Origin of the sequence: Weissella sp. LMG 11983 (assembly GCF_025908495.1) — a bacterium.
Classification (GTDB): domain Bacteria; phylum Bacillota; class Bacilli; order Lactobacillales; family Lactobacillaceae; genus Weissella; species Weissella fermenti.
On sequence record NZ_JAOZFD010000001.1, the window covers coordinates 36577 to 55843 of the forward strand.

The 19267-nt window shown below is 45.8% G+C and carries 18 protein-coding genes, 5 tRNA genes, 3 rRNA genes and 1 riboswitch; of the genes, 1 reads left to right on the forward strand and 25 read right to left on the reverse strand.

All coding sequences use genetic code 11. The features are described 5' to 3' along the window. Window positions 1–66: 66 nt before the first annotated feature. The 19 genes from OIT45_RS00265 to thiM form a co-directional block, all read right to left on the reverse strand. Window positions 67–1497, reverse strand: coding sequence for a hypothetical protein (locus OIT45_RS00265; RefSeq protein WP_199404683.1), 1431 nt, complete (start codon window positions 1495–1497; stop codon window positions 67–69). 131 nt (window positions 1498–1628) lie between these two features. Next, window positions 1629–1700, reverse strand: a tRNA-Gly gene (locus OIT45_RS00270). 30 nt (window positions 1701–1730) lie between these two features. Then, window positions 1731–1804, reverse strand: a tRNA-Met gene (locus OIT45_RS00275). 5 nt (window positions 1805–1809) lie between these two features. Continuing rightward, window positions 1810–1883: transfer RNA gene (locus OIT45_RS00280), tRNA-Pro, on the reverse strand. Window positions 1884–1927: 44 nt separating this feature from the next. Beyond that, window positions 1928–2000: transfer RNA gene (locus OIT45_RS00285), tRNA-Arg, on the reverse strand. Between the two features lie 4 nt (window positions 2001–2004). Then, window positions 2005–2077: transfer RNA gene (locus OIT45_RS00290), tRNA-Val, on the reverse strand. 4 nt (window positions 2078–2081) lie between these two features. Continuing rightward, window positions 2082–2198 (reverse strand): 5S ribosomal RNA (gene rrf / locus OIT45_RS00295). Between the two features lie 91 nt (window positions 2199–2289). Further along, a 23S ribosomal RNA gene (locus OIT45_RS00300) occupies window positions 2290–5203 on the reverse strand. A 246-nt stretch (window positions 5204–5449) separates the two neighbouring features. Further along, a 16S ribosomal RNA gene (locus OIT45_RS00305) occupies window positions 5450–7026 on the reverse strand. Together the 16S, 23S and 5S rRNA genes with 5 tRNA genes alongside form the textbook arrangement of a ribosomal RNA operon. A 443-nt stretch (window positions 7027–7469) precedes the next feature. Beyond that, window positions 7470–8012, reverse strand: a complete 543-nt coding sequence (locus tag OIT45_RS00310; protein ID WP_199404773.1) for a hypothetical protein — start codon at window positions 8010–8012, stop codon at window positions 7470–7472. 15 nt (window positions 8013–8027) lie between these two features. Next, window positions 8028–8186 carry a hypothetical protein gene (locus OIT45_RS00315; RefSeq protein WP_167471005.1) on the reverse strand — a complete coding sequence of 53 codons (159 nt, stop codon included), beginning with the start codon at window positions 8184–8186 and terminating at the stop codon, window positions 8028–8030. 19 nt (window positions 8187–8205) lie between these two features. Further along, the gene (locus OIT45_RS00320; RefSeq protein ID WP_264339748.1) at window positions 8206–8628 is read right to left on the reverse strand and encodes a hypothetical protein; all 423 of its coding nucleotides are present in this window, start codon (window positions 8626–8628) and stop codon (window positions 8206–8208) included. Between the two features lie 13 nt (window positions 8629–8641). Beyond that, the gene (locus OIT45_RS00325) at window positions 8642–9469 is read right to left on the reverse strand and encodes an SDR family NAD(P)-dependent oxidoreductase (RefSeq protein WP_242458299.1); all 828 of its coding nucleotides are present in this window, start codon (window positions 9467–9469) and stop codon (window positions 8642–8644) included. 251 nt (window positions 9470–9720) lie between these two features. Then, entirely contained in the window at window positions 9721–10326 is a 606-nt protein-coding gene (locus OIT45_RS00330) for a TenA family protein (RefSeq protein ID WP_264339749.1), read from the reverse strand. Then, a complete protein-coding gene (locus tag OIT45_RS00335) occupies window positions 10323–10691 on the reverse strand; it encodes a thiamine phosphate synthase (protein WP_264330331.1) in 369 nt (122 codons plus the stop codon). Before OIT45_RS00335 ends, OIT45_RS00330 begins: the two co-directional genes overlap by 4 nt. Then, window positions 10670–10804: a hypothetical protein gene (locus OIT45_RS00340; protein ID WP_264339750.1), complete on the reverse strand. Its 135-nt coding sequence runs from the start codon at window positions 10802–10804 to the stop codon at window positions 10670–10672. The genes OIT45_RS00335 and OIT45_RS00340 overlap by 22 nt, the downstream gene beginning before the upstream one ends. Before the next feature lie 2 nt (window positions 10805–10806). Then, window positions 10807–10977, reverse strand: a complete 171-nt coding sequence (locus OIT45_RS00345) for a hypothetical protein (RefSeq protein WP_264339751.1) — start codon at window positions 10975–10977, stop codon at window positions 10807–10809. After that, window positions 10974–11777, reverse strand: a complete 804-nt coding sequence (gene thiD / locus OIT45_RS00350) for a bifunctional hydroxymethylpyrimidine kinase/phosphomethylpyrimidine kinase (RefSeq protein ID WP_199404777.1) — start codon at window positions 11775–11777, stop codon at window positions 10974–10976. The genes OIT45_RS00345 and thiD overlap by 4 nt, the downstream gene beginning before the upstream one ends. After that, window positions 11774–12538 carry a hydroxyethylthiazole kinase gene (gene thiM, locus OIT45_RS00355; protein ID WP_199404778.1) on the reverse strand — a complete coding sequence of 255 codons (765 nt, stop codon included), beginning with the start codon at window positions 12536–12538 and terminating at the stop codon, window positions 11774–11776. The genes thiD and thiM overlap by 4 nt, the downstream gene beginning before the upstream one ends. A gap of 78 nt (window positions 12539–12616) precedes the next feature. Beyond that, window positions 12617–12713, reverse strand: a riboswitch (TPP riboswitch). Window positions 12714–12863: 150 nt separating this feature from the next. Between thiM and OIT45_RS00360 the strand changes: the two genes are divergently transcribed. Continuing rightward, on the forward strand, window positions 12864–13304 hold the full coding sequence (locus OIT45_RS00360; RefSeq protein WP_199404779.1) for a hypothetical protein: 441 nt from the start codon (window positions 12864–12866) through the stop codon (window positions 13302–13304). A gap of 42 nt (window positions 13305–13346) precedes the next feature. On the opposite strand, the gene OIT45_RS00365 is transcribed toward OIT45_RS00360, so the two are convergent. From OIT45_RS00365 to OIT45_RS00390, 6 genes are all read right to left on the reverse strand, one after another. Continuing rightward, window positions 13347–13607, reverse strand: a complete 261-nt coding sequence (locus OIT45_RS00365) for a hypothetical protein (protein ID WP_135797671.1) — start codon at window positions 13605–13607, stop codon at window positions 13347–13349. A 193-nt stretch (window positions 13608–13800) separates the two neighbouring features. Then, window positions 13801–14568 (reverse strand): hypothetical protein, encoded by a 768-nt coding sequence (locus OIT45_RS00370; RefSeq protein WP_199404780.1) that lies wholly within the window; start codon window positions 14566–14568, stop codon window positions 13801–13803. A gap of 82 nt (window positions 14569–14650) precedes the next feature. Next, the gene (locus OIT45_RS00375; RefSeq protein ID WP_199404781.1) at window positions 14651–15133 is read right to left on the reverse strand and encodes a hypothetical protein; all 483 of its coding nucleotides are present in this window, start codon (window positions 15131–15133) and stop codon (window positions 14651–14653) included. A 76-nt stretch (window positions 15134–15209) separates the two neighbouring features. Beyond that, complete coding sequence (locus OIT45_RS00380; protein WP_264339752.1) at window positions 15210–16673, reverse strand: glycoside hydrolase family 1 protein; 1464 nt, start codon at window positions 16671–16673, stop codon at window positions 15210–15212. Window positions 16674–16840: 167 nt separating this feature from the next. Continuing rightward, complete coding sequence (locus tag OIT45_RS00385; protein WP_199404783.1) at window positions 16841–17236, reverse strand: hypothetical protein; 396 nt, start codon at window positions 17234–17236, stop codon at window positions 16841–16843. A 257-nt stretch (window positions 17237–17493) separates the two neighbouring features. Beyond that, a complete protein-coding gene (locus OIT45_RS00390; RefSeq protein ID WP_199404784.1) occupies window positions 17494–19266 on the reverse strand; it encodes an ATP-binding protein in 1773 nt (590 codons plus the stop codon). Window position 19267 lies beyond the last annotated feature (1 nt).

Here is a 19267-nt window from a genome sequence, read left to right on the forward strand (position 1 = left end):
TCCTGTTTTAACCATACCAAAGGCGAAAAGAAAAAGCCGACCCTATCCAGGTCAGCTAAAATTTTCTTAATATATCGCCGGCATATCTTGGCCAATTTCGACCATCTCCAGCTTATTTGCTGCATCCACTATTAATGCATAGGCATAACGATCAAACTGAACCGTTTCAATCGCTTTGCCCCACTTGAGAACATTGGCTTTCGGCATCAAATCTTGTGAGGCTGCCCAACGTGCAAACTCAATCACAATATCATCAACGAATTCAAAGCCGTCTAAGCCAAACAAATCAAAGGTTTGGAACTTTTGACGCAAGACGCGGCCTAGCATATCAGGCGTAATCGCTTCTAAACTAGCCTGTGTTTTAACCGCTAGTTCATCCAGAACCATTGATATAATCGCTTGCGCTGTTTCCAACCCTTCTGGCGTTAACTCATCGCGGTCAACCAAGTCCGTCATAAAGTCGTGAATGGTGTCATCATAGTCTGGCACCTCGCCGTCAGCACCTGAATAAGCTAGCTCATCAGGCTCATGCGCCAGAATACCCGTAATAAGTGCTTGCAGTTCCGCCGTATAGTGAATACGCTCATCATTTTCAGACACCGTCACCACGTCCTGTAGGAACAAACCATTTAAGCCATCAAAGAAGTCACGCACCGCATATTGCGTGTCCGCCCAATCGCCCATTTCAATCTGAGTTTCAAGCCACTCGCGCATTGGTGCGACGTATATGACCGTTAGCACCAACAACTCTTGGTGTTCCTTTAGGTATGCAATATGCTTCTTAATCACTGGTTGGATGCTGCGGTGCTGCTTATATAGCGCCGGTATACCGCTATCATTCAACACCTCGAAGAAGAACTTCACACGTAGGTCATCATCGTCAGTTGTTGTTTCTTGAGCGAAATCTACGTTCGTCTCACGCAACTCATCTTCAGTCACTTCAAGACCTAGCTCCGTCATTAGATTTTGCATCAATTCCACTTCTTCGTCATCGAGTGGTTCATCAATTGATTCTTCTAAATCATTCAAGTACTCAGGCACGGTCTCCATCAGCCAAGCACGCACATCAGGCGTAAAGAAACTATCGCGAATTAGGCCACGTTCCACCAAATTTTCAACGATTGCCTCCATTAGTTCAACTAGTAACCCTGTATACTGCCGATCTACTTCCAAGTAACCCAGTGTCATGCCCATTGCTTGGAAAAGATTGTCTGGTGTCCAGTTGTTCGGCACTTCATTCGTCAAGATAAAGGCGTAATCCACCGTTTGACGAACAAAAATGTTAACGAAGTCATCATCAACTTGCTTGTTATCATGATACTTTTTGACTAAATCATCGCTGACTGACACCGCTAAAGCACGGTTAATCATCAACGCAGTCTGATCAATCGGTGGTAGTACCAAGCCCCCTTGCTTAGCATATGACTGTCGAATCAATTCCGCATAATCCGCTGGAATAAAGTTATCCGCATCAAACGGCATTTCTGATTCATCCATAATCTAGAACCCCCTGTCAGTCTCCTATAGATGATTATACGTTGTTCCACGATAATAAAACAGTGATTACGTATAGTCCAATGGCACAAAAAAACGGCCTTACCGAAGTAAGACCGTTCGTAAACCATTGAAGCGGACGACGGGAATCGAACCCGCATTCCCAGCTTGGAAGGCTGGAGCACTAGCCATTGTACTACATCCGCATGATTTAATTGTTTCGGCATCTCTGCCAATCGCGGCGGGGGGGATCGAACCCTCGACCTCCCGGGTATGAACCGGACGCTCTAGCCAGCTGAGCTACACCGCGATTAATCGGGACGACAGGATTCGAACCTGCGACCCCCTGGTCCCAAACCAGGTGCTCTACCAAGCTGAGCTACGTCCCGAACAATATTCAATTACTTGAATATTAGCAATATTAAGTTGCTAATGGGCCTAGCAGGACTCGAACCTGCAATACCCGGTTCGTAGCCGGGGTGTTTATCCAATTAGCATATAAGCCCATAATGGACGTTACAGGGATCGAACGTGTGACCCCCTGCTTGTAAGGCAGGTGCTCTCCCAGCTGAGCTAAACGTCCATGTGCATCGCGACGTCCTATCCTCGCAGGAAGCGATCCTCCAACTACTTTCGGCGCTATTGAGCTTAACTTCTGTGTTCGGTATGGGAACAGGTGTGACCTCAATGCCATCATCACGACACGTTATTTAATTGAGAAAATTTTAGCTCTCTCAAAACTGAATCATAATCTGTAAATCAAACTTCGTTTGAGCCTTACACCACGTTTTCAACTTGGTTAAGTCCTCGAACCATTAGTACTAGTCCGCTCCATGCGTCGCCGCACTTCCACTTCTAGCCTATCTACCTCATCATCTCTGAGGGGTCTTACTTCATAAAGAATGGGAAATCTCATCTCGAGGCGAGTTTCACACTTAGATGCTTTCAGCGTTTATCTCATCCGTACATAGCTACTCAGCGATGCTCCTGGCGGAACAACTGATACACCAGAGGTACGTCCACCCCGGTCCTCTCGTACTAAGGGCAGCTCCTCTCAAATTTCCTACGCCCGCGACGGATAGGGACCGAACTGTCTCACGACGTTCTGAACCCAGCTCGCGTACCGCTTTAATGGGCGAACAGCCCAACCCTTGGGACCGACTACAGCCCCAGGATGCGATGAGCCGACATCGAGGTGCCAAACCTCCCCGTCGATGTGGACTCTTGGGGGAGATAAGCCTGTTATCCCCAGGGTAGCTTTTGTCCGTTGAGCGATGGCCCTTCCATGCGGAACCACCGGATCACTAAGCCCTACTTTCGTACCTGCTCGACTGGTAAGTCTCACAGTCAAGCTCCCTTGTGCCTTTACACTCTGCGAATGATTTCCAACCATTCTGAGGGAACCTTTGGGCGCCTCCGTTACCTTTTAGGAGGCGACCGCCCCAGTCAAACTGCCTGCCAGACACTGTCTTCCACCACGCTTAGTGGTGCGAGTTAGAGTGGTCATACAACGAGGGTAGTATCCCAATGACGCCTCCACCGAAACTAGCGTCCCGGTATCTACGGCTCCTACCTATGCTGTACAAGCTGCACAAACACTCAATATCAAGCTACAGTAAAGCTCCATGGGGTCTTTCCGTCCTGTCGCGGGTAACCCGCATCTTCACGGGTATTTAAATTTCACCGAGTCTCTCGTTGAGACAGTGCCCAGATCGTTACGCCTTTCGTGCGGGTCGGAACTTACCCGACAAGGAATTTCGCTACCTTAGGACCGTTATAGTTACGGCCGCCGTTTACTGGGGCTTCAATTCGTACCTTCGCCGAAGCTAAGCACTCCTTTTAACCTTCCAGCACCGGGCAGGCGTCAGCCCCTATACGTCATCTTACGATTTTGCAGAAACCTGTGTTTTTGATAAACAGTCGCCTGGGCCTATTCACTGCGGCTCAGCTTTCGCTGAGCACCCCTTCTCCCGAAGTTACGGGGTCATTTTGCCGAGTTCCTTAACGAGAGTTCACTCGCTCACCTTAGGATGCTCTCCTCGACTACCTGTGTCGGTTTGCGGTACGGGCAGGTAAACACTAACTAGAAGCTTTTCTCGGCAGCGTGACATCACGGACTTCCCTACTTTATTTCGGTCCTCATCATAACTTGTCCTTAAAAGATAAAGCATTTAACTCGATCTAAGACTTATTATTTAACCCAGCATATCCAGCAGCTGGGATCCGTTAGCCTTCTGCGTCCCTCCATCGTTCAAACATGTTCACCTGGTACAGGAATCTCAACCTGTTATCCATCGACTACGCCTCTCGGCCTCGCCTTAGGTCCCGACTAACCCTGGGAGGACGAGCCTTCCCCAGGAAACCTTAGTCATACGGTGGACAGGATTTCACCTGTCTTTCGCTACTCATACCGGCATTCTCACTTCTAAGCGCTCCACCAGTCCTCACGGTCTGACTTCATCGCCCTTAGAACGCTCTCCTATCGCGCCACTTACGTGGCACCCGTAGTTTCGGTGGTGTGTTTAGCCCCGGTACATTTTCGGCGCAGAATCACTCGACTAGTGAGCTATTACGCACTCTTTAAATGGTGGCTGCTTCTAAGCCAACATCCTAGTTGTCTATGCAACTCCACATCCTTTTCCACTTAACACACACTTAGGGACCTTAACTGACGATCTGGGCTGTTCCCCTTTCGACAATGGATCTTATCACTCACTGTCTGACTCCCGGACATACGTGATTGGCATTCGGAGTTTATCTTAATTTGGTAACCCGAGATGGGCCCCGCACCAAAACAGTGCTCTACCTCCAACACGCTACATTCCGAGGCTAGCCCTAAAGCTATTTCGGAGAGAACCAGCTATCTCCAAGTTCGATTGGAATTTCACCGCTACCCACACCTCATCCCAGCATTTTTCAACATGCACGGGTTCGGGCCTCCAGTGCGTTTTACCGCACCTTCACCCTGGACATGGGTAGGTCACCTGGTTTCGGGTCTACAACAACATACTAATTCGCCCATTTCAGACTCGCTTTCGCTACGGCTCCGGTCTTTCCACCTTAACCTTGCATGGTATCGTAACTCGCCGGTTCATTCTACAAAAGGCACGCTATCACCCATTAACGGGCTCTAACTTCTTGTAGGCACATGGTTTCAGGAACTTTTTCACTCCCCTTCCGGGGTGCTTTTCACCTTTCCCTCACGGTACTGGTTCACTATCGGTCACTAGGGAGTATTTAGCCTTGCGAGATGGTCCTCGCGGATTCCGACCGGATTTCACGTGTCCGACCGTACTCAGGATCCTGACGGGAGGTCAACACTTTTCGCATACGGGGCTATCACCCTGTCTCGCTCAGCTTCCCAGCTGATTCTGCTAAATGTTAACTTTGTAACTCCACAATGTCAGTCCTACAACCCCAAAGTGCAAGCACTTTGGTTTGGGCTCTACCGATTTCGCTCGCCGCTACTGACGGTATCGATTTTTCTTTCTATTCCTGTTGCTAATGAGATGTTTCAGTTCACAACGTCTACCTTCAACCTAACTATATATTCATTAGGTGATAACTTGCATAACAAGTTGGGTTCCCCCATTCGGAAATCTCCGGATCAAAGCTTACTTACAGCTCCCCGAAGCATATCGGTGTTAGTCCCGTCCTTCATCGGCTCCTAGTGCCAAGGCATCCACCATGCGCCCTTAATAACTTAACCTATCAACTGACGTTGATGATATAAGTTTGAGTATGTGGCTCAAGGCCACAAGCGATTTTAAACTAATTTAAAAAACTCAAAAAATTACGCGGTGTATTTTTTCGGCTCAATTTATATTGATTAACAATATTAAATGAATTTAAAAATTTACAATTATGATTCAGTTTTCAAAGAACTAAGTTTGAGTGTAAATCACTCAAAACTGAATATCGTTTCGTGAATGTGTAGGTTTCCGATTTTCCTTAGAAAGGAGGTGATCCAGCCGCAGGTTCTCCTACGGCTACCTTGTTACGACTTCACCCTAATCATCTGTCCCACCTTAGACGGCTGGCTCCCGAAGGTTACCCCACCGGCTTTGGGTGTTACAAACTCTCATGGTGTGACGGGCGGTGTGTACAAGACCCGGGAACGTATTCACCGCGACGTGCTGATCCGCGATTACTAGCGATTCCGACTTCATGTAGGCGAGTTGCAGCCTACAATCCGAACTGAGACGTACTTTAAGAGATTAGCTCACCCTCGCGGGTTGGCAACTCGTTGTATACGCCATTGTAGCACGTGTGTAGCCCAGGTCATAAGGGGCATGATGATTTGACGTCATCCCCACCTTCCTCCGGTTTGTCACCGGCAGTCTCACTAGAGTGCCCAACTGAATGCTGGCAACTAGTAATAAGGGTTGCGCTCGTTGCGGGACTTAACCCAACATCTCACGACACGAGCTGACGACAACCATGCACCACCTGTCACCTTGTCCCCGAAGGGAACGCTCCATCTCTGGAGTTGTCAAGGGATGTCAAGACCTGGTAAGGTTCTTCGCGTTGCTTCGAATTAAACCACATGCTCCACCGCTTGTGCGGGTCCCCGTCAATTCCTTTGAGTTTCAACCTTGCGGTCGTACTCCCCAGGCGGAGTGCTTAATGCGTTAGCTACGGCACTTAAGGGCGGAAACCCTCAAACACCTAGCACTCATCGTTTACGGTGTGGACTACCAGGGTATCTAATCCTGTTTGCTACCCACACTTTCGAGCCTCAACGTCAGTTACAGTCCAGAAAGCCGCCTTCGCCACTGGTGTTCTTCCATATATCTACGCATTTCACCGCTACACATGGAGTTCCACTTTCCTCTACTGCACTCAAGTCATCCAGTTTCCAAAGCAATTCCTCAGTTGAGCTGAGGGCTTTCACTTCAGACTTAAATAACCGTCTGCGCTCGCTTTACGCCCAATAAATCCGGATAACGCTTGGAACATACGTATTACCGCGGCTGCTGGCACGTATTTAGCCGTTCCTTTCTGGTAAGATACCGTCACACATTGAACAGTTACTCTCAATGTCATTCTTCTCTTACAACAGTGTTTTACGAGCCGAAACCCTTCATCACACACGCGGCGTTGCTCCATCAGGCTTTCGCCCATTGTGGAAGATTCCCTACTGCTGCCTCCCGTAGGAGTATGGGCCGTGTCTCAGTCCCATTGTGGCCGATCAGTCTCTCAACTCGGCTATGCATCATCGCCTTGGTAAGCCATTACCTTACCAACTAGCTAATGCACCGCGGGACCATCTCTTAGTGATAGCAGAACCATCTTTTAAATAACAACCATGCGGTTGTCATTGTTATACGGTATTAGCATCTGTTTCCAAATGTTATCCCCTGCTAAGAGGTAGGTTTCCCACGTGTTACTCACCCGTTCGCCACTCTTTGCAATGTCCATCGTCATATCTGAGCAAACTCTTCAAATCAGTTGAACCACAAAGCGTTCGACTTGCATGTATTAGGCACGCCGCCAGCGTTCATCCTGAGCCAGGATCAAACTCTCAATTTGAAGTTTGAGTATAACTCAATTTTTGTTGTTTAACAGAAGTTAAACGAATTTACTAGCGAATTGACTTCGCAAATGTTTTTGCATCAAACTTAGCTTGATGACCCTACACATTTGTTTCATCGAAACGATATTCAGTTTTCAATGACCTACGCCGTCGCCCTGACGACTTAATCTATAATACAGAAGTGAAACGTGATTGTCAACAATCAATTTCAATTCTTTTTCATTGCTTGTTCATGGATTCTTCATACATCCGAAACAATTTAATATATATTACAGAAGAGATTTGATATTGTCAACACCCTTTTTCTTAACCCATAAGGACGTGGGCAAAACACCCAAAAGACAACTTAAATATACTACTCTTATTTACCTCAAAACGTCAACTAATTCACCCCATAAAACAGAAAAGTGGTTATCCCTAATCAGGGACAACCACATTCTTACTTATCGTAATACAAATCTTTGTTAACCGTTTCTTGGATTCGACGGCGTAATTCGCTATCGAAGTCGCGATTATCCGCAACCATCTGCTTTGTGATTTCTCGTGGCGCTTGGTAGAACGCCCACGGTCCGCTGGACTGGTTTTCAAATTCCAATGATGAAATTTGATATAGGTCACGTGCCTCTGGTACATGAAGCCATTCATCGAACATCGCAAACAAAAATGGTCCAAACTCACCTTCGCCACCTTCTAGATATGATTCCCAATCTGCAACAACAAATGCTTCCGGTTCATTATCCATCGCATTACGCATAATGACTTCTAGGTCACCCGATGCTTTTTCCGATGTCACGGCGTAATAGGCCGAAACATCCGGTGCCGCTAACATTGGTAGTGAGCGATAGTCGAATCCCATCGTCTTTGCCAATTTTTGTGATAGCGCAATACGAGTGTGCTGAGTCATTGGTACGCCCTCATGTCGAGCAATACGCAATTCTTGCATACCATCCGCTAGATCCACCATCTTAAAGTCGAAATACATTGTTCTTATCTTTCCTTACTTAACCTTTGCTGCATAGTAGCCAATCACTAAACCGATAAAAACGAGTCCTGATGTAACTTCCTTACTATGCGTCACAAACATCACGACGATTGCGACCAGGAATAACAACACTGCGAGTACCGTCATCCCCAATTTAATGTTCTTCTTTTCCATTCTCTTCCTCATCTCTCAACTAATCGGCATAACGATAAGTCGCATCACGTAAATATGCCGCGAAGTCACGGTGACCAATCTCTGATTCGAACGTTTCTTTAAAATCGGCAATATAACTCTGTTTCATCTCATGGTGTTCATCAGTAACGTGCGCTTGTAGTTCTAGCATCCCCAGCACATCAATCACATCGAACTCCGGCAACAGCGTCTCTATTTCACGGACTTGTTCTGCTGTCACCGTAAACTCTTTAACGATTAACGGTTGCGGGTTATCATCCGTCACGCCTTCAGCAGTCGCCACGGCCGCACTTGGCGTACTACGAAAAGTTAAACGTCGGTCAGCAACGCGATACAAACGACCATCCGCCATATCCAATACACCTAGTGCTGCCACTTTTAATAGTTCCGGTCCCCAGAAAATCATTTGCTTGTTACTCATCATAACCTCGTTTCTTCTATATAGAAGTAAACTGCGCCACCATCTTAGCAGATTCTTCCCACAACTGACGTGCATTTGCATTACCGTCATCTACTACTTTGACTGGTAGCAACTTCTTACCATCATATACTTCACCGGCAATGAAATCTGTACCCGGTACGCCAAGGGCCAAGTTTACCAAACGCTTGGCACTGCGTTTGGGACTAATTGTACCTAGATACTTCAATGGTGTGCGGTATAACCAACGCATAAACGTGTTTGATTCAGATGAAAAACTTGTGCGGACCACGCCAGGATGGAACGCAACGGCGGTTAATTGATCACCATAGCGGCGTTGTAGTTCACGAGTGAATAGAATGTTTTCGTATTTCGCATAACCGTACGCCTTTTCCGACGTATACTCACGAGCGAGATTCACATTATCTACATCAAATGTCTTCACGAATAAGTTCGCAGCAATGCTTGACGTTTGAATGACCGTTGCATGATCAGCCAACAATTTATCTAATAGTAGATTCGTCAGAAGGAAACCAGCCAAGTGGTTCACTTGGAACGTCTTTTCAAAGCCGTCAGCCGTTAATGTACGATCACCCATGATGCCACCTGCATTATTTGCCAGCACATCAATGTGGTCATACTGACGTAGCTCATCAGCCAAGCGCTTAACATCAGCCAACTTCGTAAAATCGGCCAAATGATACGGCATGCCAAGTTCAGTTGCGACGGTCGCTGTTTTTTCTGGGTTGCGTCCAACAATCACCACTTGATGTCCAAGGCTAACCAATTCCTTAGCGGCAGCGGCCCCGATACCATCACTAGCACCAGTAATCACAATTGTTTTCATAGTCCCCTCCATTTGCTCGCTTTCTTTCATTATACCTGCAAACACAAAAAAGGCACGCTAATGGAAGCGCGCCCTTATGAGTAACTCACATCACCCACAACATCATTAGTTTAGGAGAATACAGGAAACTACTAAACCCTCTCACAAGTACAAGCATAGTTGACTCATTCAAAATGTTCATCTGCAATTCTTTACCCGTCGCTGAATTATATAGACCGTTTTGTGGGATGATTTTCTTCAGATTGTCCGTGTCATTGATTAGCGGCCTGCCAAAACGCTAATTCATGCTGATATGACGTTTCATAAATGCTGGCATAGTCAGCCGGTGCAGATTGCTTCTGAGCAAATAGCTGGTCAACAGTCCGCCAACTCCAGTCAATGACAGACTGATATGCCTGATTTGTATAATAGTCCACCCAAACGTTAAACCCATTTGAAGCGACACCTTGCTGTTGCAAGTCTTGTGCAATCAAGCCGTATGATTCTGTGCACGGTAACAAAGCTAACATGCTTGCTAGTGGATCGCCTTGCGCCACCGTGGCCCGCAGATGATTGAGATAACTTGTATTATGCTCACCTACTGCAATTTGTTGATACTGCTCACTTGGTGCAAGCCCCAGATGCGCATCACTCTCATTCGACGCCGTCATCTCTTTTCTTCTTAGTTCTAATGGTAGTTGTACATTCGTTTGGTCTAACAACCTCATAAACACATCGACATAATAATGGTCTTGCGCAACGTAATAATCACGACTAGCTTGTGATATTTTTCCATTCCGAATACCTTGGACAAACGGTTCTTGCATAATCGCGGCCATCATATTATCACGAATTGGCATTAATTCTTCACGCGTCATAACATGCCCCACTTTTCTTTCATATCATTAATCACTGCGCGAACATTTCGTGCTTCACTCAATAAACTAATGACGGCAACACCGTCGACACCCGCTCGCTGCAATGCAAGTAAGTCTTCAAGTTTGATGCCACCGATTGCAACGATTGGTAGTTGTGTTGTATTAGCACTCAAGGTTGTCGCAAGACCTTTCAATCCCAGCGGTGCGGCGGCATCAACCTTCGTTGTCGTCGCAAAAACTGGTCCAACACCTAGATAATCAATTCCCGCCACAGACTGGGCAGCTACCATTTCGGTCTCATTGCGAACCGATAGTCCCACAATCATCTGCCCAGCAATCCGCTTCACAACATCCGCAATTGGCATATCATCTTGGCCGACGTTGCATTGGCGTCCGCTTCAACAGCCAACGCCAATGCAACGTCATCATCAACAATAAACGGCACATCCAATTCGCGCGCCTTTTCTCTTAAGCGCATTGCTAAAGCTCTTTTTTCATCAGTCGACAAGTCAGGATTTTTTCACGAAACTGATACGCGGTAATACCTGATTTCATAATAAGGGCAATGCGTTCTTCATATTCAGCCAACGTTAAATCCGGGAAATTCTGCGAGCCGGCAACAAAATATCGCTGTAAAAGTTCTTTTTTCATACCGTCACCCAATGATTTAGTGGGCCGTGGCCATGACCCACGGCAATACTTTCAGCAATCGCGGTGTTCATAAACGCTTTGGCCCGCGGCATGATGTCTACTAACGTTTCACCTTGCGCAAGATGCGCAGTAATAAACGCGGACAACGTATCGCCCGTACCATGCGTGCGGTTCGTCTCAATGCGTGACGCGTGGTACCAACGTCCTGTGCCATCAGCAAACACCACGTAATCCGCCACATCATTAGAGCGACTGTCATTCAGATGACCGCCCTTTAACACCACGTTTTTCGGCCCCAGTTGTTGCAGATCATACGCGGCAACTATCATGTCATCCACCGTCTCAATTGGTCGATTCAAAAGAACGGCGGCTTCAGCCAAGTTTGGTGTCACCACCGTCGCCAGTGGAAACAACTCGGTTTTGACCGCTTCAATTGCATCATCAGTCAGTAGCTTAGCGCCGCCTTTTGCAACCATCACGGGATCAACAACCACATGTACCACGCCGGATTTAGCAATTTCGCTCGCAACGACTTGCACCCGCTCGGCATCAAACAACGCACCTGTTTTTAGTGCGCGAATATTTAGGTCGCTTAAAACACTGCTAAATTGGTCACTAATAAATTCCGTTGGCGTTGGCAAAATGTTTTGTACACCCAATGTATTTTGCGCTGTCAAACCCGTAATGACGGAAGCGCCATAAACACCTTGATTGTGGAATGTTTTCAAATCCGCATTGGCCCCAGCACCACCGCTAGAGTCGACGCCCGCTACCGTCAATACCTGCGTAACATCAATCATCGCGTCACCACCTCCACTTGGGTCATCGTATACAGTTCATTGAATAAAGCACCAATAAAATGACCCGGCAACTGATTCACTTGAGCGGATGCTCGTTCACCGGCTTCACCAAATAACTCAGTAGCGGCAACACCAGCCGCAAAGTAGTCGTCCGTCACAGATGAAAACGCGCCGATCAAACCACTCAACATATCGCCAGCACCCACATTAATCGTCAACAAAGGTGAATTCGTATGCACCGTCTGTGTTTTCGTACCGTTAGTTATCACGTCAACCACGCCAGTTTGCACAATTACAGCACCGGTGTTTTTAGCAGCTAACTCAGCTTCTTGTTGATGTGTTTCTTGGTCCAAGGTATCAATCCCGCGACCTGCCACTTCCGCCTGAGCAAACCACGCAATTTCACTGGCATTGCCTCGGATGATATCAACATGCACCTTCTCCAATAACCGCCGCACAAACTGCGCGCGGTACGGCATCCCCACCGCAACCGGATCTAAAATTACCGGCTTGTTTTGTTGATTAGCCGCTTGGCCAACTGCCAAAAATAACGGCCATTGCGCTTCGGACAGCGTACCAATGTTCAAAACGACCGCTGACGAAACGCTAACTAGTTCGGCAGCTTCTTGTGGTTCATTGGTCATCAAAGGCGAAGCGCCCACAACGTTAATCGCATCCGCTACGTGTTGCATCGTCACAAAATTTGCAATGTTCAGCACGAGCGGTTGTTGCTCACGGACGTTGGTCAGTAAAGTGTTCATAATTCCTCCAGAATAGACAAAAAAATCGACCAACCCGCGTATAAAGAAACGGATTGATCGATTGGATAGTCTTATCTGGTCGGTCTACCATCACTTCCCTACGCAAGTCTTAACTCAACAGGTTCAAAGGGTCCGGTCATACCGTCTCAGCCAAATGGCTCCCCCAGTGGTGAATATTTAATTCATGATTAGTGTAACAGAGTTACTGGTAAATACAATCACCATTTTTTGCATAATAGTGAACAAAAACGACAAGTTCCCTTTTCAACCCAGTCATACCGGGCATTATGCTAAACTAATTGCATCAAAATTTTAGGAGTTCGTCATGGCAAGTGCTTTTAACGCTGCGGATATCGCCGCAAAGAAACAAGAATTGGGTTACCCCGCTGACACAACCAACGTCGCTTACATCGAAGCTAATCACAAGCTTGAAGATGTGATTGGCGCCTTTAACGCTTTCACGGGTAAGAATTTCGTGATTAGTTTTGAAGAAAATGGCTTGTTGTTCATGGGTCTAACGCCACTTAACCAATTTAATGGTACTGACAAGTTCGTTGCCTTGTCTGAAATCGGTACGATTGCCCACACGGACGAAGCTGTGTTCAACGGTCGCTTTGTCACTGATTCTGAAACGTTGGTGCTTGATTCACGACACGGTGATCACACTGAGAACCGCTTGTACACCACATCAACATTGGCTGACTGGGTCGCAGAAAACGTCGCCAACGTTAACGCCATTATCGATGGTTACAACGCAGCCAAGTAAATAGTATTTATTAGGAAGTGCCAAATCGGTACTTCCTTTTTTCTAGAACAGATGATTGAAAATCCTTTCTGCAACTGGCGCCAGTACTGCAACCAAGAACACATATTTGTACCATGTAATCGACTTTGTGAAATCGTCAAATCGAGCTGTCAGTACATCAATTTTGCCCGACAGATGGCCAACGTCCTTGCTAATCTCAGAAACATTCTTCTGTAAATCACGGATATCATCTTTCATCTCTTGAATATCAGTTCGCTTGAACTCTTGAAACTCATCATAAGTAACATATCGTTCTTTTACCATTTCATCCCCCTTACTAACAGTCAACGCTGTCAACAAATCCCCATAAACCACAAAAGAGATGCCAGCTCCATCGCTGACACCTCTTTTTATCGTACCGTAATTTTAATTTATTTAAGTCTGAAAAACAAGACTAAAGTGGCGATATCACCTTCAGACAGACAAGTAGCTACCATAGCAACTACTAATGCATCGATTAAATCTCATCATTATCATCGTCAATCAGTTCCGCCAGTGGCAACAACTTCAATTGACCATCCACCACCTGCAGGCTGGCCTTGAAGACTTCGACTTGCTCAGCGACCTGTTGCAAAACTTGTTCGTACTCCGTTAATAGACCAGATACCTTGAACTGCTTGCGTGCCATCACTTGGTTCTCAACCAAATCAATGGCAAAGCCAACCCCAGCGACCGCCAGATCAACAGCCACATTCTTCACCAATGGGTTGCCCTTCTTCGGTGTTGTAGCAGCTGTTTTGCGCAACTTAGCTGCCTGTCGGGCAGCCATCGTACCCGCTTGCAAAACCATCGCGCGCTTTGATGACTTGCTCAAGGCATTTGCTGTCGCATTTGGCGTAATCTTCACGTACTTAGCTGGTGTCATCGGCGTTAATTGCACATCGTGAATCAAATCTGAGTCAAAATCGAATTGCTTTGTCGCTTCATCCGTCATAAATGACACAACCATGTGGCGCAACGCTTCATTCGCGCCCGCTACCAACTGCGTTTCATATTGCAAAGCTACTGCGTCGAATTCACTCGTGCTAATTTTGTTATTCTTATATAACTCCGCCAACTGCTGAATGGCCACCCGGCGCGTTTGCTTCAACGCCTTGAATGGTTGTTGCAACTTGCGATTCACAATCATGTTCACGCGTGTTTCAACCGTCTTCGCCTTCACCGACTCACCCATACGGCCCGCACTTTGCTTCAAAGATTGAAAACCATCGCTCATTTTCGCCATTATCATAGTCCCCCTCAATGGTATGTATATAGGTATAGCTTACGTGATGAAACTTAAAAATGCACCTAAATCAGTCACGCATTTAGCCTAAATACCAAGTAGTCTGTTCAGGCTGCTTATCCAGGTCACCCTCTGCAAATTTAGCCGTAATCTTCTCAAGCTTGCCAATCTGCGTCACAAACTCTTTACCACGAGCAAACCTCAGCATCACTGACTGTTTAATGCGTTTTTCAATCAAACGAGTCGGCAACATAAATAACCCAGTTCCGCTCTTGGTCCATTCCGAACGTGACGCTGCTTTAACAGCATTCACCGCTTCCCACATCGTCTTATTCGCCATCCCCACCGTCACAAAAGGCGAAATATCATGCTTCAAAAAGTACAATAAATCATCCTTAGTGACAACAACAGGCAAACCATCATCATTTACCATAACTTCCGGTACCGGTTCAAGTACATCTTTGAAAAAAGGATACAGCAGCGGCCCTATCACCACCGGTCCGAACGGCATTTTACGTTCATCACGCTTATGAGACGCCACAAATTGTTGAAAATTTTTAGTCATAGTCCAGCCTCCCCATAGCCTTTGACTAAATTCTAACAAAAAACGTGCCCACCAACACAGCAGACACGTTCCTTCATTAATTCAAATCATCCCCATTCGTCGCGATAACCTGCTTGTACCACGCGAATAAATCCTTCTTCTTACGCTCCAATGTTCCGTTACCGGCATCATCTTGATCCACGTAAACCACACCGTAACGCTTTGACATTTCTGATGTTGAGAATGACACCAAGTCAATGATTCCCCACATGGTGTAACCCATCAAATCCACACCGTCGATAATCGCCTCACGCATTTGCTCGATGTGCTTGCGGAGGTAATCGATACGGTACGTGTCATGAATGCCACCATCTTCAGCAATTTCATCAACCGCGCCCAACCCGTTTTCAACGATGAACAATGGCACACGGTAGCGGTCCCACATCTCGTTCAAGGCAATACGCAAACCGATTGGGTCGATTTGCCACCCCCAATCAGAAGCCTCCAAGTATGGGTTACGACCACCAACGGCCATGTTACCAAGCGCATCCGCTTCACTATCACCGGCAGATGTCACCGTTGACATGTAGTAACTGAAGCTCAAGAAGTCGACTGGGTGCGCCTTCAAAATTGCCTCGTCATCGTCAGCCATCGCAATCTTCACGTTATGCTCCGCAAAGTAACAATTCATGAACTCAGGATACTCACCACGTACTTGCACATCCGTGAAGAACAAGTTCAACTCATCTTGCACTTGGGCAGCTTGCACATCGGCCGGATTTGGCGTAGCTGGGTATGTTTGCATACGCGCCAACATCGCACCAATCTTCGCTTCCGGATCAATTTCATGAACTTGCTTCGTTGCAATCGCGCTGGCCACAAATTGGTGGTGCAATGATTGGTAACGAATTTGCAGTTGCTCGTCATATGACAAGCCAGTATCAACCGCCCCCGTTTCGTGGAAGCCAAATGAACCGGTGTTGATTTCGTTAAACGTCAACCAGTACTTCACCTTGCCCTTGTAACGACGGAAGACCGTTTCCGTAAAGCGGTTAAAGTCCGCAATCGTTGCACGATCAACCCAACCATTACGCGTCACCGTCAAATGGATTGGACTCTCGTAGTGTGACAACGTCACCACGGGTTCAATGCCGTACTTGGCCATTGTTTCAAAAACCTTGTCATAGAAGGCCAAGCCAGCTTCGTTCGGCTCCGTCTCATCACCATTCGGGAAGATACGCGTCCAAGCCAATGAAATACGGAATGCCTTCGCACCCATTTCGCCCATCAACGCCAAATCTTCTTCAAAGCGGTGGTAGAAATCAACCCCGCGACGCTTTGGGTAGTTTTCATCCGTCTTGTCCGCAATTGCGATTTCAATATCTTCAAGCGTGATATTACCCAAATTCATATCCGTACGCTTTTCAGCCTTCTTCACCACTTCGGCCGTGCTTAATCCCTTGCCATCTTCATTCCAAGCACCCTCATATTGGTTGGCAGCCGTCGCACCACCCCATAAGAACCCTTCTGGAAAACCGGTTGGAATCGTTGACTTGTACATGTTGTATCCCCCGTACATCTTATTCTGTCTAATACGTATTCAGCATACCAACAGTTGTAAGCGGTTACAACGAAATTCGAGTAATCTATCAGGATTAGTCAAAAAATGGTCGATTTCAACTAAAAAAACAACATCCCGAAATATTTCAGAACTCTGTTCAACATTCGTTATGGCATGCTAAGAATCATGATCTCAAATGTGAAAGTATACATGATGAACGTGCTTCGAAATAATCCGAACGTCCGTGCCATCGCAGCATCACTTTTAGAGTCATCCATTTTCAATGTCGCCAGCCCAACGATGCCGACGACTGCGAAAATAATAATCACAACGTCAGCAATCACTGGATAATACGTAGCCTTGACAATATCGGTAGACAAAGCGATGGCAAGCATTAGTGCGATTGGCAAAAATGCGACACTATACTTTTTCTTGAGACCGCCCATAACTTTGAAGTTACCGCTCTTTCGAAAAGCACCCCTGTACAGTAGCATCAAGACTGAAGCAATAATTGCGCTTAAAATCATGAAAAATTCAGCCGCATTGGTAAAATTAACAACCATTTCAACTTCTCCCTCGTCGATAATCACTTATTCCAGTGCACACCTACAAGGGACGTTGCTACCGTTTGCGTTTTGATTAATTGCGGTTATACCCAAAACGACGTGTTTGCATGACATTATGATACCCACAAAAAATTTTTCATTCCTCTTCTGCTACTCAAATCCGTATAATAGCAAGTTAAAATGTATGTCATTGATTATATTTCCGTGTATACGCCCTATATTTAGGTGGCTTATCACATGTATCAATACAACACTTACTCAGAATCCTTCACTTTCTGAATCGGATTACGAGACTTAGAGGCGTCTCCTAGTGAACCAGCCTGAATCTTAATTTCAAAAGGAACATCAAATGCATTTCCCGATAACAGCGCTGTTCCAGACGGTAAACTCGGTAAACGAGCAACCATGCCATTTGTTGCCGCTGGAACATTTCGTCTAATGTAATCCAAATCCAGAGAATTTTGAATCCTATGAATGAAAAAAGCTCCAACTTGTGACATAACAACTCTCGATAACTCATTAGGAATCTGACTTACTACGCCTAAGTACACACTAAATTTCCGACCTTCGCGTGCTATTGTTTCAAATATCGTAGACGAATCATCATCCAAATTTCGGACATATCGATGCGCCTCATCTAGATACAAATAATCAAACGGCATCGTGGCTTTTTCAGATTGACTTTGGAACCTACTTCGGTTAAATTCAAAAACCTGTCTTGCAAGGTACGTCGATACTATTCTTAACGCATCATCGTCTAGGCCGAACAGATTTAAAACATATATTTTTGTTTCACGAGACGAATCACCATTTCTTAATGTTAATTCCTCCCCATGTTGCTCGTTTAATATCCCCGCTTCATGACCATATCGCGTCTTTAAATTTCTAAACCGGGCCATGAATGTCTCAGAATTGCCACGAATTCGTCGATTGCCTTTAACTTCTTCCTCACCAAAAACAACTTCAAAGGCTTCCTCTAAATCATCCAAGTTAAAAGAGTTATTTTTATTAACAGACTTTATTATTGCGTCCACACTATCAAATTGAACGGTATCTAAATACTCACGAATTTTTTTAACTATAGGCTCCCATCCCGTTTCGTTTCCATAATTCAACTTCCAATTTTTTAAGTCTTCCCTAATCGTCTCATCAGCTGGAAATGCTTTTTTTACCCACCTCGTCACAAGCCTCTTCAAAGTGGCAAGGCCTTCTTGTGTCGTATTATCTAACGCATCTCTAGCAAGCAAAGCATACACCACCTGGGAGTTCGTCGGTAAAATGCGAGCTATATTCAACGCTCTCGCCAATAAAGGTCGTTGCGTTTTCTCACTCGGTAGCAAAGCCGCAGCCCAGTCATCCAAACGTAATTTATTAAGAGGCAAATGCTTTTGCGTTACTTCTATATCCGTAGTAAATTCTAATCCCTCATAATCCCCGTGGACATCAAAGACAAAAAATTTCACTAAAGGATTAAGTTGCTTCTGAATATCGGCAATTTTTTGTAACAATGTACGGAGCGTAGTTGACTTACCAGAACCTGTGTTACCTAGTATCGCAATGTGAGAAGTTAATATTTTTTGTAGATTAAGATCAGGGTGCACTCTATCATAATTATTAACTGTCCCCAAGCTCACTAAATGATCACCGATATTAGAAAAAATACGGTCAATTACACGATCATCAGCAGCATATATGTTGTCTCCCACCAGCGGAAAATTCCCAGCACCTGATACGAATCCATCTTTACCAAGCACACCGATTGGTTCTGCAGAAAAAATCACTTTATCACTCTGAATAAATGAACTCTCTCGTTCATCTTCACCAAATCCGGCAATTCTCGCTTTAAAAACACGTAATAACAAGATTGAGCTGACTGCAATTGATGCATACACAAAATCTCCAACTCCTTTAATTTCCTGCACTCTACCATTACTAATTCGTGTTTCTAAATCCGAATGTTTTGCTGAGTACTCCACAATTCCTTCAGAAACCAATGTAATCGTTCCAATCGGCCATTTTTCATTCATA